The 23,578-nt window shown below is 68.3% G+C and carries 21 protein-coding genes; 10 read left to right on the top strand and 11 right to left on the bottom strand.

Annotated elements, in window-relative coordinates:
• Nucleotides 1-144: 144 nt before the first annotated feature.
• Both AB0P11_RS12930 and AB0P11_RS12925 read right to left on the bottom strand, forming a co-directional pair.
• The gene (locus tag AB0P11_RS12930; RefSeq protein WP_053095672.1) at nt 145-1,629 is read right to left on the bottom strand and encodes a PAS domain-containing sensor histidine kinase; all 1,485 of its coding nucleotides are present in this window, start codon (nt 1,627-1,629) and stop codon (nt 145-147) included.
• A 24-nt stretch (nt 1,630-1,653) separates the two neighbouring features.
• Nucleotides 1,654-2,040, bottom strand: a complete 387-nt coding sequence (locus tag AB0P11_RS12925) for an Rv3235 family protein (RefSeq protein ID WP_363522340.1) — start codon at nt 2,038-2,040, stop codon at nt 1,654-1,656.
• A 127-nt stretch (nt 2,041-2,167) separates the two neighbouring features.
• On the opposite strand from AB0P11_RS12925, the gene AB0P11_RS12920 reads away from it, so the two are divergent.
• Nucleotides 2,168-2,779, top strand: coding sequence for a hypothetical protein (locus AB0P11_RS12920; protein ID WP_285363028.1), 612 nt, complete (start codon nt 2,168-2,170; stop codon nt 2,777-2,779).
• Here the strand turns inward: AB0P11_RS12920 and AB0P11_RS12915 are convergent.
• Entirely contained in the window at nt 2,767-3,045 is a 279-nt protein-coding gene (locus AB0P11_RS12915) for a helix-turn-helix domain-containing protein (protein ID WP_056278255.1), read from the bottom strand. The two genes, AB0P11_RS12920 and AB0P11_RS12915, sit on opposite strands and share 13 nt — an antisense overlap.
• 97 nt (nt 3,046-3,142) lie before the next feature.
• Between AB0P11_RS12915 and AB0P11_RS12910 the strand changes: the two genes are divergently transcribed.
• Entirely contained in the window at nt 3,143-3,763 is a 621-nt protein-coding gene (locus AB0P11_RS12910; protein ID WP_363522337.1) for a hypothetical protein, read from the top strand.
• Entirely contained in the window at nt 3,760-5,001 is a 1,242-nt protein-coding gene (locus tag AB0P11_RS12905; RefSeq protein ID WP_363522335.1) for a P-loop NTPase, read from the top strand. The genes AB0P11_RS12910 and AB0P11_RS12905 overlap by 4 nt, the downstream gene beginning before the upstream one ends.
• Here AB0P11_RS12905 and AB0P11_RS12900 read toward each other — a convergent pair.
• Complete coding sequence (locus AB0P11_RS12900; protein ID WP_053095668.1) at nt 4,925-6,151, bottom strand: pyridoxal phosphate-dependent aminotransferase; 1,227 nt, start codon at nt 6,149-6,151, stop codon at nt 4,925-4,927. The genes AB0P11_RS12905 and AB0P11_RS12900 overlap by 77 nt on opposite strands.
• A 67-nt stretch (nt 6,152-6,218) precedes the next feature.
• The gene (secA, locus tag AB0P11_RS12895; RefSeq protein ID WP_072592251.1) at nt 6,219-9,026 is read right to left on the bottom strand and encodes a preprotein translocase subunit SecA; all 2,808 of its coding nucleotides are present in this window, start codon (nt 9,024-9,026) and stop codon (nt 6,219-6,221) included.
• A 175-nt stretch (nt 9,027-9,201) separates the two neighbouring features.
• On the opposite strand from secA, the gene AB0P11_RS12890 reads away from it, so the two are divergent.
• Nucleotides 9,202-9,804: a PadR family transcriptional regulator gene (locus tag AB0P11_RS12890; protein ID WP_056278246.1), complete on the top strand. Its 603-nt coding sequence runs from the start codon at nt 9,202-9,204 to the stop codon at nt 9,802-9,804.
• Between the two features lie 62 nt (nt 9,805-9,866).
• Nucleotides 9,867-11,204: a hypothetical protein gene (locus tag AB0P11_RS12885; protein WP_053095666.1), complete on the top strand. Its 1,338-nt coding sequence runs from the start codon at nt 9,867-9,869 to the stop codon at nt 11,202-11,204.
• A 63-nt stretch (nt 11,205-11,267) separates the two neighbouring features.
• Here the strand turns inward: AB0P11_RS12885 and raiA are convergent, their stop codons facing one another.
• From raiA to mtrA, 5 genes are all read right to left on the bottom strand, one after another.
• On the bottom strand, nt 11,268-11,924 hold the full coding sequence (raiA, locus tag AB0P11_RS12880) for a ribosome-associated translation inhibitor RaiA (RefSeq protein ID WP_363522331.1): 657 nt from the start codon (nt 11,922-11,924) through the stop codon (nt 11,268-11,270).
• Nucleotides 11,925-12,018: 94 nt separating this feature from the next.
• The gene (locus AB0P11_RS12875; RefSeq protein WP_363522329.1) at nt 12,019-12,708 is read right to left on the bottom strand and encodes a phosphoribosyltransferase family protein; all 690 of its coding nucleotides are present in this window, start codon (nt 12,706-12,708) and stop codon (nt 12,019-12,021) included.
• A gap of 109 nt (nt 12,709-12,817) precedes the next feature.
• Nucleotides 12,818-14,536, bottom strand: coding sequence for a GerMN domain-containing protein (locus AB0P11_RS12870; RefSeq protein WP_363522327.1), 1,719 nt, complete (start codon nt 14,534-14,536; stop codon nt 12,818-12,820).
• Nucleotides 14,533-16,209 (bottom strand): MtrAB system histidine kinase MtrB, encoded by a 1,677-nt coding sequence (gene mtrB / locus AB0P11_RS12865; protein ID WP_053095662.1) that lies wholly within the window; start codon nt 16,207-16,209, stop codon nt 14,533-14,535. Before mtrB ends, AB0P11_RS12870 begins: the two co-directional genes overlap by 4 nt.
• A gap of 7 nt (nt 16,210-16,216) precedes the next feature.
• Nucleotides 16,217-16,897 carry an MtrAB system response regulator MtrA gene (gene mtrA, locus AB0P11_RS12860; RefSeq protein ID WP_053095661.1) on the bottom strand — a complete coding sequence of 227 codons (681 nt, stop codon included), beginning with the start codon at nt 16,895-16,897 and terminating at the stop codon, nt 16,217-16,219.
• 96 nt (nt 16,898-16,993) lie between these two features.
• Between mtrA and AB0P11_RS12855 the strand changes: the two genes are divergently transcribed.
• From AB0P11_RS12855 to AB0P11_RS12835, 5 genes are all read left to right on the top strand, one after another.
• Nucleotides 16,994-18,403 (top strand): hypothetical protein, encoded by a 1,410-nt coding sequence (locus AB0P11_RS12855; protein WP_363522324.1) that lies wholly within the window; start codon nt 16,994-16,996, stop codon nt 18,401-18,403.
• Entirely contained in the window at nt 18,400-19,041 is a 642-nt protein-coding gene (locus AB0P11_RS12850; RefSeq protein ID WP_363522322.1) for a DUF4129 domain-containing protein, read from the top strand. Before AB0P11_RS12855 ends, AB0P11_RS12850 begins: the two co-directional genes overlap by 4 nt.
• Nucleotides 19,038-20,231, top strand: a complete 1,194-nt coding sequence (locus AB0P11_RS12845) for a DUF4350 domain-containing protein (protein ID WP_363522320.1) — start codon at nt 19,038-19,040, stop codon at nt 20,229-20,231. The genes AB0P11_RS12850 and AB0P11_RS12845 overlap by 4 nt, the downstream gene beginning before the upstream one ends.
• Before the next feature lie 99 nt (nt 20,232-20,330).
• A complete protein-coding gene (locus AB0P11_RS12840; RefSeq protein ID WP_285363175.1) occupies nt 20,331-21,254 on the top strand; it encodes a MoxR family ATPase in 924 nt (307 codons plus the stop codon).
• Nucleotides 21,255-22,562: a DUF58 domain-containing protein gene (locus tag AB0P11_RS12835; RefSeq protein WP_363522318.1), complete on the top strand. Its 1,308-nt coding sequence runs from the start codon at nt 21,255-21,257 to the stop codon at nt 22,560-22,562.
• Between the two features lie 10 nt (nt 22,563-22,572).
• On the opposite strand, the gene AB0P11_RS12830 is transcribed toward AB0P11_RS12835, so the two are convergent.
• Nucleotides 22,573-23,565: a stage II sporulation protein M gene (locus AB0P11_RS12830; protein WP_053095656.1), complete on the bottom strand. Its 993-nt coding sequence runs from the start codon at nt 23,563-23,565 to the stop codon at nt 22,573-22,575.
• Nucleotides 23,566-23,578: the final 13 nt, after the last annotated feature.

Genomic DNA, 23,578 nt, shown 5'->3' with positions numbered 1-23,578 from the left:
AAGATGGGGCGCCAAGCCGCCCTACCCACCCACACCACCCTCACCACCCCACGCACCCAGCGGGTGTCCGGCAGCGTCCCGCCCCCCCCCCCGCCGCGCCCCCCCCCCGCTTCTGCGTATCTGCTCACCGCCGCAGCGGACTCGTCACGCGGTGAGCCAGCGGAGCGGGATGTCGATGACGACCTCGGTGCCCTCTCCCTCGCTCCCCCGCCACTCGATCGATCCGCTGAGTTCCCCCTGGATCAGGGTGCGGATGATCTGCGTTCCCAGTCCCTGACCGATGCGCCCCTCCGGCAGGCCCTTGCCGGTGTCGTGCACCGTGACGCGCAGATTCTCCTCGGTGCGCGCGGCGTCGATCGTGACCATGCCCTCCTGCCCTGCGAGGCCGTGCTCCACCGCGTTCGTGACGACCTCGGTGAGCGCGAGAGCCAACGGCGTCGCATACTCGCTCGGCAGGACCCCGAAGCGCCCGGTCGACCGAGTGCGCGCACGGGTGTTCGGCGCGGATGCGACCTCGGCGACGAGCTTCAGAACCCGGTGGAACACCTCGTCGAAGTCGACCTTCTGAGTCAGCCCCTGAGCGAGGGTGTCGTGAACCACCGCGATGGAGTCCACACGTCTCATCGCCTGGGTCAGCGCATCGCGCGCCTCGTCCGAGTGCGTACGACGCGCCTGGATGCGCAACAGCGATGCGACCGTCTGCAGGTTGTTCTTGACACGGTGATGGATCTCACGGATCGTCGCGTCCTTGGTGATGAGCTCCTGCTCCTGATGACGCAGCTCCGACACGTCCCGGCACAGGACGATGGCACCGATGCGCGTCCCGTGATCCTTGAGGGGAATCGCCCGCAGCGAGACAGTGACGCCGCGTGCTTCGATGTCGGTGCGCCACGGGGCGCGCCCCGTCACGACGACGGGCAGCGACTCGTCGACCTGTCGCGACGGCGGCACGAGCCTGGTGGTGACCTCGGCGAGAGACTCGCCCTCCAGTTCGTCATCGAACCCCATGCGATTGAACGCCGAGAGCGCGTTCGGACTGGCGAACGTCGTGATGCCGTCGACGTCGATCCGGATCAAGCCGTCTGACGCTCGGGGAGCTCCGCGGCGCGGGGAGGTCGGAGCCGCCGGATCGGGAAAGCTGCCGTCGGCGATCATCCGGAAGATGTCGTTCGCGCACTCGTCGAACGTGATCTGCTGTCGCGACGGCGTCCGGGCCTCGCCGAGGTTCGTGTGCCGGGTGACGACGCCGATGACGGTCCCCTGGTGCTCGCTGCCGCGGCGCTCGTTGACGATCGGCACCGCCCTCACGCGCGTCGGGGTCTCCTCGAACCAATCCGGTGAGGACGAGTCCACGATCTCCGCCGAATCGAACGCCCCCTGCACCTGCGTGCGCCACTGCGGCCGCACCCGCTCGCCCACGATGTCGCGGTAGAACAGGGTGGCCGCTCCGCTCGGACGGGCGTGGGCTACGGCGACGAACGATCCGTCGTCGGTCTCGATCCAGACGACGATGTCCGCCGACGCGAGGTCCGCGAGAAGCTGACCGTCGCCGGCGAGTCGATGCAGCCACTCGACATCGTTCTCGGCAAGACGGCCCTGGGCATTGGCGAGGTCGCTGAGCGTTGACACCCCACCAGCCTAGAGCGCGTCCGCTCAGAGAACGGCCAGCGACGTCGCCCGCCAGCGTCGGTCGAGACCTTCGAGGCGAATCGCCACCGCCCGGGTGCGACCGGGACCCGCGACCACGACGACGGCCTCTACCTTGCCGTCCACCGGTTCCGTCACGCGGATCGACAGGATCTCGAAAGTCGGGCGCGCAGGCGAGACCCCCCTCGCGCTGCGCGCCCTCGCCGACAGATTCGCCCGCGTCAGCAAACTCCGGTACGCGTCTTCATTGAACCAGCGGGCGAGCTGATCGACTTCTCTGACTCCCGCGAGCACCTCGAGCACGCCCTGGGTCAGGCTCCGCAGCAGCGGACTCGGATCCGGCAGCTCGGCGCGGGGCGTCGGCTGTGGTGCGAAGTACTCGTGAAGCATCATCTGAGGCACTCTCCATCGGGAAGACTGCGCCAAGTAGAGCATGCGTCGACTGGCCGATCCGGTCGCGTTCGTGATGTATGTGGATAACTCGTACATGCGCTCCCGGACTTCATTTACGGTGGTCCGCGTGCACTGGGATCGACTGTTCGAAGACCTCGAAGGCCAGCTGGCCTCCGAGTGGGAGAGCGAGCGCGCGGCGCTCGACGCCGAGTCGGAGCGCCTGCGCATCTCGAGGCTCGAGCTGCGCAGCCGGCTCAGAGTGCTCTGCGCATCGGCCGCTCCCGCCACCCTGGATCTGCCGGGTGGAGCTCGCGTTCGGGCACGACTGAACGCGCTGGGCTCCGATTGGATCGCTGCGACGATCGCGCAGGCCGAGGAATCACGGACGACGCGGTCGACCGTGATCGTCCCCCTTCACGCGCTCCGCGGACTCACCGTCGATCACGGTCTGCTGCTGTCGAGCCTGGACGAAGAGGACGACCCCGCCCCCGTGCTCCGCGAGCGTATGTCGCTCGGGTTCGTCCTCCGTGACCTCGCCCGGCGGCGGGTTCCGGTCAGAATCGTCAGCGTCGATGCATCCGACCTCCACGGGACGATCGACCGAGCGGGTGCGGACCATCTGGATCTCGCCCTGCACGACCCGGGCGAGGCGAGGACCGCCTCGGCGGTGCATGCGTTCCAGATCATCCCGTTCGCAGCCGTCACGTCGGTTCAGACCGCGGGAGATCAGATGCCGTGACGGCGGGATGTGCCCCAGACCTCTGGGAAACTCGCCTCATTGGCCTCGCGCCACAGTGCCATCCGTCTGGCCTCTTCGGACTGCTCGGCGAGATACTCCGAAAGGCTCGACTCTTCGACGCGCCACCGGGCGGGTGCACCGAGCTTGGACCCGCGCAGACGCCCCGCGTAGACGAGTTCGATGACCTCGTCGACCCCGATGCTCAGCAGTTCCGCCACCTGCGCCGGCGCCAGGAAGCGCTGCGTGGCCGGAGAGGAATGGGGCATGCTCCCATTCTCCCCCTGCCGTGCCGATACGCCAGGGCCGATCCGATGCTGTGGATAAGTCTCGAGCAGCCGCGGCGATTTCTGTGACCATGTCGCCATGAGCAAGTTCTCCCGTTCACGGCGTGCCGTCTGGGGTGATGCCCGCTTCCTGATCGGCATCGCCGTGGTCGCGCTGTCTGTCGCCGGCGTGTGGGCCGTCGTCTCCTCCTCCGGCGCCACGACACCGGTACTCCAGGCGACGCGAACGATACCGCTCGGCGAAGCGCTCGTCTCCGGTGACTTCCAGGTGGTGGACGTGGGACTCGGCGCCGTCTCGGATCGCTACCTCGCGCCCCAAGACCTTCGGCCCGGTCAGATCGCGTCCCGGACGGTCGTCGACGGCGAGCTGATGCCGACTTCTGCCGCCGAGGACGCGGATGCGAACAGAACCACCACGATCGTCGTCGAAAGCAGCACCGGCATCCCGGCCGATGTGGGCGCCGGGAGCATCATCGAACTCTGGCATTCTCCTCCGGTGGACGATGGCGCCCTCCCGGGGACGCCGCGCATCCTCGTCGCCGATGCGATCGTCACATCGGTGATGAAGACCGAAGGAATGCTCGCCGCCGACGGCACCACGGCTGAGATCGTGATCGACCGAGCGGATGTCGCCGATGTGCTGTCCGCGATCACCGGCGGCTCTGTCCTGTCCGTCGTGCCGATCGGCTCGACCTCGTGACGTCGGTAATCATCGCCCTACCCGATTCCCGTGCGCGCACCCTGGCCGAGGAACTCGAGCTCGAAGGCATCAGCGTGGTTTCCGTCGTCGCGCCGAGCAGGATCCTGCCCCTGCCCGACGGCGTCGATGCCGTCATCGTTCCCGCCAGCCGCGCGGTGCTGACGCCCGCGCTCGTCGCCGACTGCGACAGGGCAGGGGTGCGGATCCTGCCGCTCGGCGACGGCGACAGCAGACTGCTCGGGCGCTACGGCCTCGCGGCCGCACTCCCGACAGAAGCGCGCGGCTGGGAGATCGCTGCAGCGCTCACCGCCGACCTTGCGGGCTCCGTCGAGCGAATCGCGCAATCTCCGCGTCGTGTCACGGTGGTCTGGGGTCCGTCCGGTGCGCCGGGACGATCGACCGTCGCGGTCCAGCTCGCCGTCGAGCTGTCCAGGGCAGGACGCCGCACTGCCCTGGTGGATGCCGACACCGTCGCTCCCTCCCTCGCGCTGCTCCTGGGACTCAGCGATGATGCGCCCGGGATCGCCGCCGCGTGCCGTCGGGCAGAACTCGGCGCACTCGACTCGGCAGAACTCACACGGCTGGCGACCGTCCTCGACACGAGCGCAGGAGAGATCGAGGTCCTCGGGGGCATCAATCGCCCTGGGCGCTGGCCGGAACTCGGCGCACGTCGATTGGAGGCGACGCTGCGCGCATGCCGCAGCTGGGCAGAGGAGACCGTCGTCGACGTCGCGAGCGCCTTCGACGCCGACGATGAGGCGACGTACGACCTCGCCGGCCCGCGTCGCCACGCAGCCACCGTTGCCGCGCTGCAGGAGGCAGACGTGATCATCGCCATCGCGGCGGCCGACCCGCTCGGCATGAGCAGGTTCATCAGGGAGCATGCCGAGCTACGACGGCTCACGACCCGGACGCCCATCAGAGTGGTGGTGAACCGCGTGCGCCCCGGCCCCCTGGGCGTGGATGCCCGAGGTCAGATCCGGCGCACGCTCGAAAGGTTCGCCGGCATCACGGACGTCGCGTTCCTCCCTTTCGATCAGCGGGCCGCCGACGCCGCACTCCTGCACGCGCGACCGATGGCGGACCTCACTCCGCGCTCGTCCCTCGTCGCCGGCGTGCGCCGCGTCGTGGAGACTCTCGTCTCCACATCAGCAGAGCCGCCTACTGGCGGTAGCTCGAGAGGAAGTTCCCGAGGCGCTCGACGGCTTCTGCGAGCACGCGGGGCTCGGGGAGCGTGACGAGTCGGAGGTGGTCGGGGGTCGGCCAGTTGAAGCCGGTTCCCTGCACGAGGAGGATGTGTTCGGAGACCAGCAGGTCGTAGACCAGCTTCGCGTCGTCCCTGATCTCGTGGACGTTCGGGTCCAGACGCGGGAAGGCGTACAACGCGCCGACGGGCTTGACGCACGAGACACCGGGGATTGATTCGAGTCCCTTCCAGGCGATGTCACGCTGCTCATGCAGGCGCCCGGTCGGCGCGATCAGCGAGTCGATGGACTGCACTCCCCCGAGAGCCGCCTGAACCGCGTACTGGGCGGGGACGTTCGGGCAGAGACGCGTCGAGGCGAGCAGGTTGATCCCCTCGAGGAACCCCTTCGCGTGGTCCTGCGGCCCGGTGATCACCAGCCACCCGGACCGGAAGCCGGCGACCCGGTAGGTCTTCGAGAGCCCGTTGAACGTCAGACACAGCAGGTCCGGCGCCAGGGTCGCCGTCGGGATGTGCACCGCATCATCGAACAGGATGCGATCGTAGATCTCGTCGGAAAGCAGCAGCAGCTGGTTCTCACGGGCGATCTGCACCATGCCCTCGAGAACTTCGCGTGAGTAGACCACGCCGGTCGGGTTGTTGGGGTTGATGATGACGAGAGCCTTGGTGCGCGGAGTGATCTTGGATCGGATGTCCTCGAGGTCGGGCTGCCATCCGTTGTCCTCATCGCACAGGTAATGGACCGGGGTGCCGTCAGCAAGACTCGTCATGGCGGTCCACAGCGGGTAGTCGGGTGCCGGGATGAGCACCTCATCGCCCTCGTCGAGAAGAGCCTGCATCGTCATCGTGATGAGCTCGGAGACGCCGTTGCCGAGGAAGACATCCTCGGGATCGAATCGCGGGAACCCGGGGATCTCCTCGTACCGGCTGACGACTGCTCGCCGTGCCGAGATGATCCCCTTGCTGTCGCTGTACCCGTGGGCGGTCGGAAGCGCGGCCAGCATGTCGTGCACGATCTGGTGGGGTGCCTCGAAGCCGAAGATCGCGGGGTTGCCCGTGTTGAGCTTGAGGATCCGATGTCCCTCGGCCTCGAGCCGCGCCGCCTCGACGAGCGTGTTTCCACGGATCTCGTACAGGACGTTCTTGAGCTTCGACGACTGGTCGAAGTGGCGCGTTGGTGTCATTGAGCAAGCCTACAATGACGCGACGAGGGGCCGATCCCCACGGACCGGCCCCTCGTCATGCGCTCTGCTACTTCTTCTTCTTGCCCTGCGCCCGCCGCTGCTCGCGGTTGCCCGCGGGAGCTGCCGAGCCCTCGGTGCGCTGCCCGAACGCGCCGCGCGGAGCCTCAGCCGACTCGGCCTCCTCGGCGGGAGCCTGACGCGCGGCCGCTGCCTGACGAAGCTTCTCGGTCGCGGCCTGCTGAACCTGACCGCGGTCGTTGCGGACCTCGACCTCGCCGGCGTCGTTCGCGGCGGAGTACTCGAGCCGCTGGTCTCCACCGTCTTCGGCGAGGCCCTTCGCCTCGACCTCGGCCGTCTGCGAATCGCCCGCCCGACGCACCTCGACCTCGAGATTGTAGAGGTAGCCGACCGACTCCTCCTTGATCTGCCCCATCATCGACTGGAACATCGCGTAGCCCTCGCGCTGGTACTCGATGAGCGGGTCGCGCTGCGCCATCGCACGGAGACCGATGCCGTCCTTGAGGTAGTCCATCTCGTAGAGGTGGTCGCGCCAGCGGCGATCGAGCACCTGCAGCACCACGCGTCGTTCGAGCTCACGGGTCGCCGCTTCTCCGAGCGACTCCTCACGGGTCTCGTATGCGATCTTCGCGTCCGACAGCAGCTCGCGGGTCAGACCCTCTGCGGTGATGCCACCCTTGCGGCCGGCAGCCTCGGACACGACCTCGTCGATGGTCACGCTCACCGGGTACAGCGTCTTGAGCTCGGTCCAGAGTGCGTCGAAGTCCCAGCTCTCGTTGTGACCCTCGCCGGTGTGATCGCGCACCACTCCACTGATCGCGTCCTCGATGAAGTGCTGGACGCGGTCGGCGATGTCATCGCCCTGCAGGATGTGGCGGCGGTCGGCGTAGATCGCCTCGCGCTGACGGTTCAGGACGTCGTCGTACTTGAGGACGTTCTTGCGCATCTCGGCGTTGCGCGACTCGACCTGCGACTGAGCGCTGCGGATCGCCCGCGACACCAGGCCCGACTCGATCGGGACGTCGTCGGGGAAGTTGGTGCGCGCGAGGATCGCCTCGGCGGCGCCCGACTGGAACAGGCGCATGAGATCGTCGGTGAGGCTCAGATAGAAACGGCTCTCGCCGGGGTCGCCCTGACGGCCCGAGCGACCGCGAAGCTGGTTGTCGATGCGGCGCGACTCGTGGCGCTCCGTTCCCAGGACATAGAGTCCACCGGCCTCGATGACCTTCTCGGCCTCTTCCGACACGATGGACTTCATCGCCTCGTACGTCTCGTCCCACGCGATCTCGTACTCCTCAGGCGTCTCGACGGGGTCGAGTCCCTTACCCTTGAGCTCCTGCACGGCGAGGAACTCGGCGTTGCCGCCGAGCATGATGTCGGTTCCACGACCGGCCATGTTCGTGGCGACGGTCACGGCACCGAGGCGCCCTGCGCGAGCGACGATCTCGGCCTCGCGCGCGTGGTTCTTCGCGTTGAGGACCTCGTGCTTGACGCCCTTCTTCGCGAGGAGCCGCGACAGGTACTCGCTCTTCTCGACGCTCACGGTGCCCACGAGCACCGGCTGCCCCTGCGCGTGACGCTCGGCGATGTCCTCGACCACCTGCGCGAACTTGGCGGTCTCGTTCTTGTAGACGAGGTCGGACTGGTCCTTGCGGATCATCGGACGGTTCGTCGGGATCGGGATGACACCGAGCTTGTAGGTCGACATGAACTCGGCCGCCTCGGTCTCGGCTGTACCGGTCATGCCGGCGAGCTTGTCGTACAGGCGGAAGTAGTTCTGAAGCGTGACCGTGGCGAGAGTCTGGTTCTCGGCCTTGACCGGCACGGCCTCCTTCGCCTCGATGGCCTGGTGGATGCCCTCGTTGTAGCGACGTCCGACCAGGATGCGACCGGTGTGCTCGTCGACGATCATGACCTCGTCGTTCATGACGACGTAGTCTGTGTCCTTCTTGAACAGGGCGAGGGCCTTGATCGAGTTGTTGAGGAACGAGATCAGCGGCGTGTTCGCGGACTCGTACAGGTTGTCGATGCCGAGGTAGTCCTCGACCTTCTCGATGCCGGGTTCGAGAACGCCGACGGTGCGCTTCTTCTCGTCGACCTCGTAGTCGACGCCCGCCTCGAGGGTGCGCGCGATCTTCGCGAACTCCGCGAACCAGCGGTTCGCCTCACCGGAAGACGGTCCTGAGATGATCAGCGGCGTGCGCGCCTCATCGATCAGGATGGAGTCGACCTCGTCGACGATCGCGAAGTAGTGCTCGCGCTGGACGAGGTCTTCCTTGCGCCACGCCATGTTGTCGCGGAGGTAGTCGAAGCCGAACTCGTTGTTCGTGCCGTAGGTGATGTCGGACGCATACTGCTCGCGGCGCACAGCCGGGGTCTGGCCCGAGACGATGATTCCCGTCGACATGCCGAGGGCCCGGTACACGCGCCCCATGAGCTCTGCCTGATAGCTCGCGAGGAAGTCGTTGACCGTGATCACGTGGACGCCCTCGCCCGCGATCGCATTGAGGTACGCCGGGAAGGTGGCGACCAGGGTCTTGCCCTCACCGGTCTTCATCTCTGCGATGTTGCCGAGGTGGAGAGCAGCACCACCCATGATCTGCACGTCGTACGCGCGCATACCGAGGGTGCGCTTCGCCGCTTCGCGCACGGCGGCGAACGCCTCGGGCATGAGCTGATCGAGCGACTCGCCCTTCGCGAACCGCTCACGCAGCTCGGTGGTCTCGTTGCGAAGTTCGTCGTCCGTGAGCTTGGAGATGTCCTCTTCCAGCGCGTTCACGGCCTTGACCACCTGGTTCAGGCGTCGGATGACCCGCCCTTCTCCAGCGCGCAGCAGCTTCTCAAGAGGATTGGCCACAGATGTCATCTCCCTGTCGATGGTTCCGGCGGCGCCGCGTGTCGGGCGCGTGCCAGGCATACCTTGTCATGTTACCGGTCCGTGACCTGCACGTCGTCTGCACGTCGTCTGCATGGCGTGCCGCCAACGCGTTTCCGAGTATGTATATATTGGTCCACGACACCGGGAGGTCCATATGTCGGTCCGACAGAGTCTGCTCGCGATCCTCGCTCAGGGCCCCTGCTACGGCTACCAGTTGCGGCACGAGTTCGACCGCCGCACGGGCTCGGTATGGCCGCTCAACGTCGGTCAGATCTACAACACGCTCGAGCGCCTCGAGCGTGACGGGCTCGTCGCTCGCGGTGCAGCGGACGAGCACGGCCACGTCTACTGGGAGATCACGGCCACCGGCGCGTCCGAGGTGGACCGCTGGCTCGCGTCTCCCGCGCCACGAAGCCAGGCGACGCGCAACGAGCTCGCCATCAAGCTGGCTGTGGCGGCAACCCTCCCCGGCGCGGACGCCGCCCGAGTCATCGCGGCCCAGCGCGCGGCGTCGGAAGAGCATCTCGCAGATCTCATCGCGACGAGGGCGACGCGCGAGGACGACAGCCCCGAGGGGCTCGCATGGTCGCTCGTCGTCGATTCGATGATCTTCACGGCGGAGGCCGAGGTCCGCTGGCTCGACCATGTGCAGACCCGGCTCGCCCAGCACCCTGTCCACGCCCTCGCTCTCGAGTTGACGACCGATCGACCCAAACGTGGCAGGCCTTCGAGGGCAGACGTGGCGGCACTCGTCTGACGGGTTTCGCCTCAAGCGTATGCACAGCCAGCGGCGTCGCCCGGGAAACTAGGATCAGTCCTATGGCTGGAATATGGGGCAGACGCAAGCGCGAGCAGGAAGAGCTGGCCGCACAGGACGCCGACCTGGCTCGCCGGGCTGAGCAGGCACTCGTCTCGGCGGACGAGCGCATCAGGAGCACGTCCGACGAGCTGGCGTTCGCGGAGGCCGAACTCGGGGAGCAGCTGACTCGTGACCTGAAGAAGGCGCTCGCTGCGGTGCGCACGCATCTGCGCGAGGCATTCCAGCTCCACCAGCTCAACCACGATGAGATTCCCGACACGCCTGAGGAGCTCCGCACCCGCAACGCGCGGATCATCCAGCTGTGCGATTGGGCGCAGGATCTGCTCGACGAGAAGACGTCGGATCTCGCGGCATCGATCTCGAAGGTGCGTCGCGCACCCGAGATCATCGCCCAGGTGCGTGCCGATGCCGAGGCGCTGAGCGCACGGATCCCGCACACGAACGAGACCGTCGCGCGTCTCTCCGCGCGTTACTCGGACTCGGCGATGCACCAGATCACGGCGAGCGCCGCCGAAGCAGAGCAGCTGATCGCGTTCGCAACGCACGGCGCGGCCGTCTCAGAGCGTCGCCGCGCGGCGAAGCAGAACGAGGAGGCGAACCTCGCACTGGAGACCGCCACCGAGGCCACGCGGCGCGCTTCCGCGCTGCTCGACGCCGTGGAGGACTTCGAGATCGAAGCGCTGCGTGCGGAGTCGACCCTTGCCGAGGTCGTCGCGGATTCACGCAACGACCTCATCGCCGCGCGCACCGCCCCCCAGGTGCCGGCCGTCGCGGCCGCCGTCTCCGCGCTGCAGGACGCGCTGAGCGCCCTGTCGCCCGCGGGCACCCCCGGGGATCCCTTCGCCGAGCTGTCGCAGCTGCGCGACGCGAACACGGCTCTCGACGACGCGATCGCCACCGCTCGGCATCGCGAGGCGCACCCGCTGCCCAGCATCCAGCAGGTGCAGCATGCGATCGATGATGCCGACCGCCAGCTCGGCGTCGCCCGCGGACTCATCGCCGGGCACCGCGGCTGGATCGGCGCCGACGCGCGCACGCGCCTCGCCGAGGCCGAGAGGCTGCGGGTCGATCTGTCGGATCTGCTTCCGGCGGAAGAGACGCGCGACGAGGCTCTGGCCAGTGCACGACGCGTCGCACACCTGGCTTCTGAGGCCCTGCAGCTCGCCCAGCGCGACATCGATTCCTCACGGCCGCAGGATCAGGGCTGGGGCGGCGGAAACGGCTGGGGCGGCGGCGGCTGGAGCGGCGGGGGCCGACGCGGCGGTGGCGGCGACGTCGCCTCGGGCATCCTCGGCGGTCTCGTCATCGGCAGCATCCTCGACGGCATCTTCGACTGACGCCGTCGCACAACGCGACGACGGCCCGGCTCCCTCTGGAGCCGGGCCGTCGTCGTCTCAGCCTCAGGAGGCGAGCGCCTCAGTGGGCGGAGCCTGCGTCTCGAGAGCGATCACACCGTAATCCCAGCCCTTGCGTCGGTAGACGACGCTCGGGTGGTCGGTGCGCACGTCCACGAACAGGAAGAAATCGTGCCCGACCAACTCCATCCGGTCGACGGCCTCTTCGACGGTCATCCATTCCGCTCCGAAGTTCTTGGTGCGGATGACCACCGGTGAGTAGACCTCGTCGTCCTCGTTCTGGATCGGCACGTTGCCGGTCGCGACGGCCCGCAGGACATCCACGGATGCCGGCTGGACATCGATGCCCTGCAGCGCTCCGCTCTCCTTCTCGAAGTGCGCCCCGCGTGGGTGCTGGCGTCCATCGACTCGCTTCTCCTTCGCTCGACGAAGCTGCTCGGCCATCTTGTCGACGGCCATGTCGAGTGCGACGAACTTGTCTCCGTCCGTGGCTTCAGCGCGCACGACGGGGCCCTTGCTGACGAGCGTGAGCTCCACGGTCTCGTCCGGCACATGACCGTTGCGGTACACCCGGTGGGTGACCTTGACATCCAGCCGTTGCGCACGGGACGCGAACGTCTGGATCTTGGCGATCTTCTCTTCGACAACGGCTCGGAATCGATCGGTGATACCCACCCCGACGCCAACGATGCTCGTTTCCATTGCTGCCTCCTTGTCCCGGTCCTCCCGGCCAAGGGCGGACCGTGGTCGCCTTGTGACCCCCCACGGTAGTCGGCCTGACCTCGGATGTCACGGGTCAGTTGCTGCGTGTCCCCGATGCGTTCACATTCCGTTCGCTGTGACGCGGCGTGGCGGCGAGCGCGACCGCGGCCAGGACATGTGCGCCCGCGTCTGTCAGCGCGCGAGCCGCCTCATCGAACGTCGCACCCGTCGTGACCACGTCGTCGACGAGCACGACGGTCTCCCCCTCGAGCGCACGTCGCGCTCGCATGCTCCCGCGGACGTTCTCCGCTCGGCTCTCGGAATCGAGGCCTCGCTGATCCGTGCGCCGACCCCGCAGAACGAGCAAGCGGTCGGGAAGCCGACCCGCCCGCCGGATCAGCAGCTCGGGCACCCGGTAGCCGCGCCGTCGAAAGGCCGTCACTGATGTCGGGATCGGCACGAGGTGGAGCGGCCGATCGGCATCCGGGCGTGCCTCGAGCACGTCGACCACCTCCCCCAGCGCCGATCCGAACGGACGAGCGAGCAGCGTCTCGCCGTCGTCCTTCATCCTGCGGATGCATCGCGCCGCGACCGACTCGAAGGGCATCGCCGCGCGGACCTCCAGTCCGGCGGGCGTGCGGCGGACGAGCGGCTCCGGTCGGATGCTCTGTCGGCACGAGCCGCAGAGCAGCGTCTCGGGCCGGTCGCACCCCGCGCAGGTCGCCGCGAGCAGAAGGGCGAGTATCTCGAGTCCTACGGCGCGGGCCGGTGGATGCGGTGACATCCGTCGATGCTCTCGCAACAATCCGGCGCCGGGGCTGCAGAGGCTGCGCGGAACGCGGCCGTCATGGACTGTCAGTCGATGTCGGACGGCCGTGCAGGGACAGTCGCGCTCAGTGCCCCGCACGCGTCGCGAGAAGTGAGACTCCGCTGATCGACTCGCTCCATGCCGAGCCCGCACGGGCGAACACGGCGCCGTCCGCGCCCAGCACTCGCAGACCGGTGGCTGCGCGCGCACCCGCCAGGGACACCGCGCCGGTCGGAGCCACCTCTGACGTGCCAGGCCCTCCTACCACCTGCGTGACGACCATCCGGTCTGCGGGATCCGTCAGCAGTCCGAGACGATCCGCGCCCATCCAGACGAGGCCGATGGCGCCGCCGTCGAGCTGCGCCAGCGGCTCGGTGGGCCCGAGCTCGGTCGGAAGCCCGGCCTCATCGCGGATCACCGATGACACGACGATCCAGCGCTCGCCCCCGATCACGACGGCCGCGGCGACGCGGGCCCCATCCGCCGAGACGCGGATGGCGGATACGGAGGAGGCCTCCGGCCACGCGCCCGCGATGCTCTGAGGGGCGACATCGCTGCCGATCGCCTGCAGAGCCGCCGGTGCGTTAGACGGGACCGACCACGTGTAGTCGTAGGGATCCATGGACGGCCGCACCAGCGATGGGCGGTCGTCCAGCTCGTTGAAGCTGCCTTCACCTGCGAGCCACACGTGCCCGTCGATGAGCTGCACGGCCGCGTGGGAGCTGTCGACCGACACGTCGACCGCTGTGACGGGCTGACCCGCGTTCACGATCTGGTCCGAGACGCCGGGGATCGGCGTGATCTCTCCACCGACCAGCATGCCGAAAGTCCCGTCCTTCAGCACGAGGCTGCCCGGATCGGCCTTGTCCGTCACGACCTCGACGACCCCGGCCTCCAGTGTGCGGCCGTCGACCGTGAAGCGCACCTGGTCGATCTGCACGCCCCCGGCGGTCAGGGTCGCCTGGAGCTGAGTGCGCATGCGCGCGAGGGTGGTCGGGTCGAGGCCCAGCGCCGCCCGGTTCAGGGCGACGTCGGCGATCTGGTCGGGGTCGATCGGCACGGAGTCCCGTGCGAGCTGCACCTCCTGCGGGAACGCGCTCTGCACGGCCGGATCGAGCCAGGGGCTGGGCGCGCCGCCGATCAGCGACTGCGCGATGGTCGTCGCCACCGTGGCGCGTCGAGGGAACCAGCGCACATCGGGCACGAGTCGTTCCCACGTCTGATCGAAGTACTGCAGCGCGTAGTCGTCGTACACGCGCGAGAACCTGGATTCGTCGATCACCACGCCGTCCGGCGCCTCGGCGATCCGCCACTGGCCGTCTGTGAGTTCGACCACGAAGGCCGAGTTCGAGGCGCCGAACGCCTCGGAGTACGCTCCGGTCGCGTCGACGCTGGCGACCTGATCGAAGGCGACCCTCACGTCGGCCGTGTCGCCGTCATCGGCATCGTCGTCTTCGTCGACATTCGAACTGAACGAGCGGGTCGCCGAGCTCACATCGATCGACACGCCGGTGTTCGGACGCCAGGTCGATGCGAGCTCCGGGGTGAGAAAGCTGCGAGCGGTGTTCCAGTTGTCGGCCGGGGTGATCGCGGCCTCCATGAAGCCTTCGACGATCGCCGCAGGCCCCGCGCCGTCCACCGGACCCGAAGCGAGCGGGAGGAAGTCCTGCCCCTCGGGGGACGCCCCGAGGGGCTTTCCCGGCTGTGCGTCTCCGCTGGTCGGAAGGCCTGTGCACGCTGACAGGATGAGCACGGTCGCCGTGATCACGAGACCGCGCAGCACGCGCCGAGTCCGCGCGGTCATTCGATGCTCCCTCGATCGAAGAGCTCCGCCGGGACATCGGCGAGCTGGATCGGCTGCGTGGCATCGCCGAGTTCGGCGAGCGGCTCCTGCGGCTCGATCGGGATGGGCGAAGGCCCATCCGTCGCATCGCCACGGCGAGGCAGGGTCAGAACGAAGTTCGTCCCGACGCCGAGTTCGGACCACACCGCGAGCGATCCGCCGTGGAGAGTCGCATCGCCGAGCGCGATCGACAGTCCGAGCCCCGTGCCCCCGAGAGTGCGCTGGCGGGAGGGGTCAGCGCGCCAGAATCGGTCGAACACCCGCTCGGCATCCGCCGGGTCCATGCCGAGCCCGAAGTCGCGGACGCCGGCGGCGACCGCATGCTGATTGCTGTCGACGGTGACCACGATCGGTCGGCCCTCGCCGTGCTCGATCGCATTGCCGATCAGGTTGCGCAGGACTCGTCGCACTCGCCGCGGATCCATGTCGACCGGCGAATAACCGCCGGGGGCGACGAGCCTCAGCTCGCTGCCGCGATCGTCGGCGAGAGGACGCATCTGCTCGATGATGTCCTCTGCCAGATGTGCGAGGCTCGTCGCCTCGAGCTCGAGCTGCACGGAGCCTGCGTCATAGCGGCTGATCTCGAGCAGATCCGACAGCAGCGTCTCGAACCGCTGCACCTGCGTGTGCAGGAGCTCGGTGGTGCGAGCGGTCGTCGGATCGAACTCCTCCCGCTGATCGTTCAGCATGTCTGCGGCGAGGCGGATCGTGGTGAGCGGAGTCCGCAGCTCATGCGACACATCTGACACGAAGCGCTGCTGCACGAGTGACAGCTCGCCGAGCTCCTTGATCTGGGATTCGATACTGTCGGCCATGGCGTTGAAGGAGCGTCCCAGGGTCGCGATCTCGTCTTCCCCGTGCACGTCGATGCGGACGCCGAGGTCGCCCGAGGCCAGACGCGCGCTCGTCTCGGCAGCCTCGACGATAGGCGTCGACACGGTGCGGAGAACGATGAAGGAGATCGCGGCGACGATCGCCACCAGACCTATGCCGGCGACCCACAGGGTGCGCTGCACGAAGGTGAGAGTGTTGTCTGCATCCGCGAGGTCGTACGCGAAGTAGATCTCGAACGGCCCCGCCTCGGGAACCCGCAGCTGCTGCCCCACGATGATCCCGGGGACAGCTCGGCCGCCGACCTCGAGTGATACGGACTGCCAGGACTGCCAGTCGTCGAACTCGACCACCCTGTTCCTGAGGCCCGAGGTGATCAGATTGTCGCTCAGCCCGGCGGTGAAGCCGTTGAGCGGGACGTCGGGGTCGACCTCCATGCGGAATCCGGCGAGACCTTCGGCCGTCGAATTCCGTCCGAGGTCCTCCTGCACGCTGTCCCACAGCTCCGGCAGGGCTGCCGGGTCATCGCCCAGCGCCGTCGCGTCCAGGGTCGCCTGCGCCTGGTTCACCGAGCGGGCCGCGTCTTCGAGCGCCTCGTTCTTGCGGGATTCGAACAGATCGTTCTGGATAACCAGCGCCATCGTCACGCAGGTGATCAGGATCGCGGTGGACGTCAGCAGAAGCGTGATCGTGAGCGTCCGGAATCGCAGAGAACTGCGCCACAACGCCTGGACGACGGTCGGCCAGCCACGCCAGTCGCGGATGACAGCGACCGCCGTGGTGGTCGCTGTGGTCGCGGCCATCGTGGGCCTAGCCCGCGCTCCCGGCACGGTAGCCGACGCCCCGTACCGTCATGACGATCTTGGGGTTGTCCGGGTCGAGTTCGACCTTCGCCCGCAGACGCTGCACGTGCACGTTGACCAGCCGCGTATCGGCCTTGTAGTGGTAACCCCACACCTGCTCGAGCAGCATCTCCCTCGAGAACACCTGCTGGGGCTTCGACGCGAGCGCGACGAGCAGTTGGAACTCCAGTGGAGTGAGAGCGATCGGAGCCGTGCCGCGGCGCACCTCATGGGCGTCGACGTCGACGGTGAGGTCTCCCACGCGCAGCTGCTCCCCCACATTCTGCGACGTGGGCCGCAGTCGGGTTCTGATACGAGCGACGAGCTCCTTCGGGTTGAAGGGCTTGACGATGTAGTCGTCGGCTCCGACCTCGAGTCCTCTGACCACATCAGCGGTGTCGCTGCGGGCGGTGAGCATGATGACGGGGACTCCGGATTCGGCGCGGATGCGTGTGCAGATCTCGATGCCGTCCATCCCGGGCAGCATCAGGTCGAGCAGCACGAGATCGGGACGCTGTGCGCGCCACTCGTCGACCGCCCGCGCACCGTCGGCGCAGAACACCGGCTCGAAACCTTCCGTGCGCAGCACGATGCCGATCATCTCGGCGAGCGCGGTGTCGTCGTCGACCACAAGAATGCGTGAGGTCATAACTGTTACCTTATGGCACTCAGTACCACGGTCCTCCTGTCTACGCGCCCGACGGGTCATGTGACACGATGGGAGCGCACGACGGAGGGAGTGCCGGTGAGCGGCCAGACATGGACCCCTGCCCCGAAGAAGGGCATCATCCCCCTGCATCCGCTGACGTTCGGGATGCTGTTGAGCAAGTCGTTCGTCGCGCTGCGCCACAACCCCAAAGTCCTCTTCGGCTTCGGCGTCGTGATCCAGCTCGCGGTCGTGGTGCTCAGCGCCACGGTGATGGGCTTCGTGTTCGTCACGACGTTCACGCGGCTCGAGTCGCTCTCTCCCTCCTCCCCGGACTTCGAGGCCGTGTTCGCCGGAACGATCGCGATGAACATCGTCGCGGGCATCTCCGTCGGTCTCGCGTCCGTCGCTTTCACCGCTCTGATGCAGGGCGTCGTCGGAGCCGAGATCGGCTACGCCGCGATCGGGGTGAAGGCCACGCTGAAGACCCTCTGGCGCAAGATGACCCCGTCGTTCTGGCGGCTGGCCGCCTTCGCTTCGCTCTCGGTCATCTTCATCTTCGGTGTGATCGTCATCCTCTTCGTCATCGTCGCCGGCTTCGTCGCCAGCGGGCTCGGCGGATCCGCTGAGGCCATCGGCGGCGTCGTCATCCTCGTGCTGCTCGTCCTGCTCACGACGATCCCCCTCCTGGTCTGGCTGACGACCAAGCTGCTGCTGGTGCCGTCCATCCTCGTCCTCGAGCGCGCGAAGCTCCGCGATGCGCTCGTGCGCTCGTGGCGACTCACCCGCGGTCGCTTCTGGATCGCCTGGGGAGTCACCTTCCTGATCGGCGCCATCATGGGTGCCGCGATGCAGCTCGTGAATCTGCCCGTGTCGCTGCTGAGCTCGATGCTCGGATCGGTCATCGCCCCGACCGGCTCTGCGGACACTGCCGCGATCATGGGGTTCGTCTTCGCCCTCCTCGCCCCGCAGATCCTGCTCCTCGTGCTGCAGGCCATCACGCTCGTGGTGCAGAGCACCGCAGGCACCCTCGTGTATCTCGACAGTCGGATGCGCTACGAGGGTCTCGACCAGGCGCTGATCAGTCATGTCGAGCGACGCGACCTGGGGTGGACGGAGGAACAGCTCGGCGACCCCTTCGTCGTCGACGCCACGCGCGCCGTCTCGAGTGCACCGCCGCCCAAGCAGGTGCCCGAATGGGCGACGATGACGCCGGCCGGCTATGAGGCGCAGCCGTATGGAGGGCAGCCGTACCCCGGGCAGCAGTACCCCGGGCAGCAGTACCCCGGGCAGCAGTACCCGGCACAGCCGTACCCCGGGCAGCAGTACGGGTACCCGACTCAGCCTCCCCCTTCACAGCCGCCGTACGCGCCGCCGGCTGCGACCGTCCCGCCTCAGCCACCGGCGTATCGGCCGGCACCGGCGCCCGCCGCTCCCCCGGCATCCTCAGCGCCCGCGGACGACTCCACCTGGGCGGCCCCCGGAGCGGGCAGCGAAGGATCTGCATGATCCGCCCGCTGGACGATGTGCTGGTGCCCGACGGAGACGAGGCGAGACAGTGGGCCGAGCAGGAGCTCTCCGACCCGCGCTATGCCGATGCGAAGCCGACGTGGTTCGATCTCGTCGCGCGTGACATCGGACGGTTCCTCGCCGATCTGTTCAGCTCCGACAACGGCGCCAGCGTCGGGCCGTCTGCACTGATCATCGTCAGCGTCATCGTCTTCGGCGCTCTTGTGGCGGCCCTCATCATCTGGGGTCGCCCTCGCCGCTCCCAGGCGATCCGTCGGCCGGGTGCCGGGCTTCTCGGCGCCGAGGACGACCGTTCGGCGGCGCAGCTGCGTGCGGATGCCGACCGTGCCGCGCGAGCGGCGGACTGGGACGAGGCGACGGTCCTGCGGTTCCGCGCGCTCGCGAGAGGACTCCTCGAGCGCGACCTCATCGAGCCGTCCCCCGGCGCGACGGCCCAGGCGATCGCGCGCGAGGTCTCTGTCGTGTTCCCTGCGGAGACGACGCCCGTCCGCCAGGCCGCCGTGTTCTTCGACGACGTGCGCTATCTGCGGCATCCCGCGACCGCTGATCGCTACGCGGAGCTCGCAGCGATAGACGACCGGCTCAGTGCCCTGCGCCCGGAAGCAGTGACCGCGTGAGCGTTCTCGAGCAGCAGGACGTCCCCGCGTCGACCGCCGAACGCGCGCCTCGAGGCCGACGGTCGCGAGCTCTGCTCGGATGGCTGATCATCGTGGCGCTCGTCCTCGGCGGCGTCTTCGTCGCGATACAGGTCGGTGTGCGCATGCCCGATCAGCGGGGTTCGCTCGATCCCGAGAGCGTGAGCGACTCGGGTGCCATGGCCATCGCGCAGATCCTGCAGGAGAACGGCGTCGAGGTCTCGGTCTTCCGTTCGCGCACCGAGGCACGCCAAGCGCTCGATGACGACGCCACGCTCGTGATGGCGAATCCGTACACGCTCTCCGACGAGGCGATCACCGAGCTCATCGATCCCGCCGACCGGGTGGTCTTCCTGTCGAGCAGCACACACCTGCTGAGCCTCTTGAGGATCGGCGACAACGCCACCCCGGATTTCACCCCGGTGCAGGCGGACTGCGACGCACCCGAGTTCGCGGACGTCGGCTCGATCCGTCCTGATCGGCTGTTCACGCCCGCCGACGGCGTGGAGGGATGCTTCGGCGACGACGACGCGGCGGCCGTGCTCATCGATGAGAGCGACGGAGCCACGCATGTCGTCGTCGAGGGTGCGCGCCTCTTCAGCAACGCCTATCTCGCGGATGACGGCAACGCCGCACTCGCGCTCGCGCTGCTCGGACAGACCGAGCGCGTCGTCTGGTACGTGCCCAGTTTCGGCGACACGGACATCGAGGGCGAGACCGAGGACACCCTCGGGTCGCTCACACCGGGATGGGTGACACCGGCCATCCTGCTGCTCATGCTCGCCGGCGTCGCGGCAGCACTGTGGCGCGGTCAGCGCTTCGGACCGCTCGTCGCCGAGACGCTGCCGGTGACGGTGCGCGCCTCGGAGACCATGCACGGTCGCGCACGTCTGACCGCGAAGGCCGGCGACGCCGCGCACGCGGGCGAAGCTATCCGTGACGGGAGCCGGCGCCGCCTGGCGCGCAGGCTCGGCCTCGCTGTCACCGCGAGTGCCGAGGAGGTCGCGGATGCCGCAGCCGACCGGCTGCGCGTGCCGCGTGGCTCGCTGCACGAGCTGCTCGCGGGCGCGCCACCCGTCGACGATCCGTCACTGATCGACCTCGCGCGCCGACTGCAGGAACTCGAGAGCGCCGTCGACGCCTCGTCCTTCACGGAGCGGAGATCCGAATGAACCGCCCCCGCCGAACCGCCGTCCATCCATCATCCGACCGGAAGCCGAGGACACCACGTGACCGCTGAGAACTTCAACGACGCCGAGCTGCGTCAGGCCATGCACCGCGTGCGCACGGAGGTCGACAAGGCCGTCGTGGGCCAGGCGGGCACGGTGACCGGCCTGCTGGTGTCGCTGCTCGCGCGAGGACATGTGCTGCTCGAGGGCGTGCCCGGGGTGGCGAAGACCCTGGTCGTGCGCTCGTTCGCCCGGGCGCTCGGCCTCGACACGAAGCGCGTGCAGTTCACCCCCGACCTCATGCCGGGAGACGTCACCGGTTCGCTGGTCTACGACGCCCGCACGGGCGAGTTCGACTTCCGTGCGGGTCCGGTGTTCACGAACATCCTTCTCGCCGACGAGATCAACCGCACGCCTCCGAAGACCCAGGCCGCCCTGCTCGAGGCGATGGAAGAACGTCAGGTGTCCGCCGACGGTGTCAGCCGAGCTCTGCCCGACCCGTTCCTCGTCGCCGCGACGCAGAACCCGATCGAGCACGAGGGCACGTATTCGCTGCCGGAGGCCCAGCTCGACCGCTTCCTGATGAAGCTGGTCGTGGGAATGCCGGAGCGGGATGCCGAGGTGTCCGTGCTGCGCAAGCACGCCTCCGGCTTCTCCCCGCGCGAGCTCACCGGCGTGGAGGCGACCGTCTCCGCGGACGAGATCCGTGCGGCTCAGGATGCGGCAGGACGCGTCGAGGTCACCGATGACGTCCTCGGCTATGTCGTCGACCTCGCCAGAGCCACGAGGGAGTCGCCCTCGGTCGAGCTCGGCGCGAGCCCCCGCGCCTCCACGGGTCTGCTCGCCGCTGCGAAGGCGTGGGCGTGGCTCAACGCATCCTCTGCCGTCACGCCGGATCACGTGCAGACGATGCTCGTCCCCGTCTGGCGGCACCGGCTGCAGCTCCGTCCGGACGCCCAGATGGAGGGCGTGTCCGCGGATGCCGTGCTCACATCCGTCGTCCAGCAGACCAGGGTGCCGATCTAGGTGTTCGTCACCGGCCGTCTCGCGCTTGCCGTCGCCGTCGGCATCGTCCCGCTCGTCCTCGCCGGGCTGGCGGACTTCCCGCCCTATGCCGCCCTCGGCATCTGGGGGCTGCTCTGCGTCCTGCTGATCGTCGTCGATGTGCTGCTGGCTCCGAGCCCCCGCTCCGTCGTCGTGACCAGGCGCGTGCCGACGCGCACCCGCATCGGCGAGCAGGTCCCCGTGAGCGTCGCGCTGCAGAATCAGGGTCCCCGGACGCTCCATGCGCTGATCCGCGATGCCTGGCAGCCGACGGCCGGAGCGGGTGAGGCCCGTCAGCGACTCAGCGTCCCGCCGGGTGAACGGCGACGCGTCTCCATCCCCCTGCTGCCACGACGTCGCGGCGAGCTGGCGAGCGAGTTCGTGATGATCCGCTCGCTCGGTCCGCTCGGCCTCGCCGGCCGGCAGGCCCGTCACCTCGTACGCGGGACCATCCGGGTGCTGCCCGCCTTCTCGTCGCGGAAGCACCTCCCCTCCCGCCTCGCCCGTCTGCGGGAGCTCGACGGGAACACGAGCATCCAGGTGCGCGGTCAGGGCACCGAGTTCGACTCGCTCCGCGAGTACGTCCGAGGGGATGACGTGCGGTCGATCGACTGGCGCGCCACCGCCCGCGCGGGCACCACGATGCTGAGGACGTGGCGACCGGAGCGCGACCGCCACGTCGTGATCATCATCGACACCGGCCGCACGGCCGCCGCGCGCGTCGGCGACGGCACGAGGGTCGATGCCGCCCTGGAGGCGTCTCTTCTGCTCGCGGCCCTCGCCGCGCGTGCGGGCGACCACGTGCATCTGCTCATGTACGACCGGGTCGTGCGGGCGCGCGTGACCGGTGTGGAGGGGACAGCGCTGCTTCCGGCGCTGACCGATGCGATGGCTCCGGTGCACGCGCGTCTCGTCGACACCGATTGGCCGGGTGCTTTCGCTGCCGTGCGCACGCTCACGACCCGTCCGTCGCTCATCGTGGTGCTCACCGCTCAGGATGCGGCTGAGTCGGCTCGCGGATTCCTCGGTGCGTTCCCCGACGCGAGCAGGTCGACATCGATCCTCGTCGGTTCGGTCACCGACGACGGCATCGCGGATCTCACGACGCGGCGCGGATCTCGGGAGGAGATCTACCTCGCTGCGGCGGCCGAACGCACGATGCGCGACGCGGAGAACGTGGCCGACGCGGTGCGCCGCGCGGGAGGCGAGGCGATCGCCGCTGACCCCGAGTCGCTGCCTCCGAGGATCGCAGACCGGTACCTGGAGCTGAAGGCCGCCGGGCGCCTCTGAACGCAGAGAGTCAGCCGGCCAGGAGCCTGGGCGTACCTGCCTCGTACTCGACGAGGTCTCCGGTCTCGCCGCGGCGATACGCTCGACCGCCGATCACGAGCATATAGATGAGGAACGCGGCGAGGGCGGCGACGCCGATGCCGATCTTGACAGGCCAGGGCAGCGCCCACCCCGTCACGAATCCCTCGATCAGTCCGGACACGAACAGCGCGAAGACGAGTCCGATCGCCACTGTCGCGAGCGAGCGTCCCTCGGACGCGAGTGACTCGCCTCTCGAACGGTGTCCCGGCGCGACCCACGACCAGAACAGGTGCAGACCCGCCGCAGCCGCGACGAAGATCGACGTCATCTCCAGCAGTCCGTGCGGGAGGATGTAGAGGATCATCACATCGACCTGGTCGTGTGCGGCCATGACGGCGCCCGACACGCCCAGCCCCATCGCGTTCTGCACGAGGACGTTGATCGGCCAGATGCCGGTGATGCCGAACAGCACGCATTGCAGGGCGATCCAGGCGTTGTTCCACCAGACCATGCCCATGAACACCGCGGCCGGGTTCTCGGTGTAATAGCCGGTGAAGCTCTCGTCGGCGTACTGCTCCAGCAGGTCCGGCGGGCCGAGGGTCGCGAGGAGTGCCGGATCTGCGGAGATCCATGTCGCGGTCCCGACGACGATCGCGATGAATGACGCCGCGATCACGAGCGTCGTCCAGCGCAGTCGATAGAGCGCGGCGGGCAGCTGCAGCGAGAAGAATCGGCCGGTCTGGGTGAGGATGCTGTCGGACGCCCCGGTGAGTCGCAGCCGCGCGCGCACGAGGATCGTCGAGAGGTACGCACCTTGAGGCGACTCCCCCACCGAGGTCTTGAGCTCAGCGAGATCCGCGGACGCCGCGCGGTAGCGGACGATCAGCTCGTCGACGCCCGCGCCGTCGAGCCGAGCACGGCTCAGCTGGTCGAGCCGTTCCCACTCGGCGCGGCGTGCATCTGTCAGCGCATCGGCATCCACCTGATTTACTGTA

The sequence above is a fragment of the Microbacterium sp. NPDC079176 genome (assembly GCF_040686675.1).
GTDB lineage: Bacteria > Actinomycetota > Actinomycetes > Actinomycetales > Microbacteriaceae > Microbacterium.
This window is presented reverse-complemented; position numbering and strand designations above follow the sequence as displayed.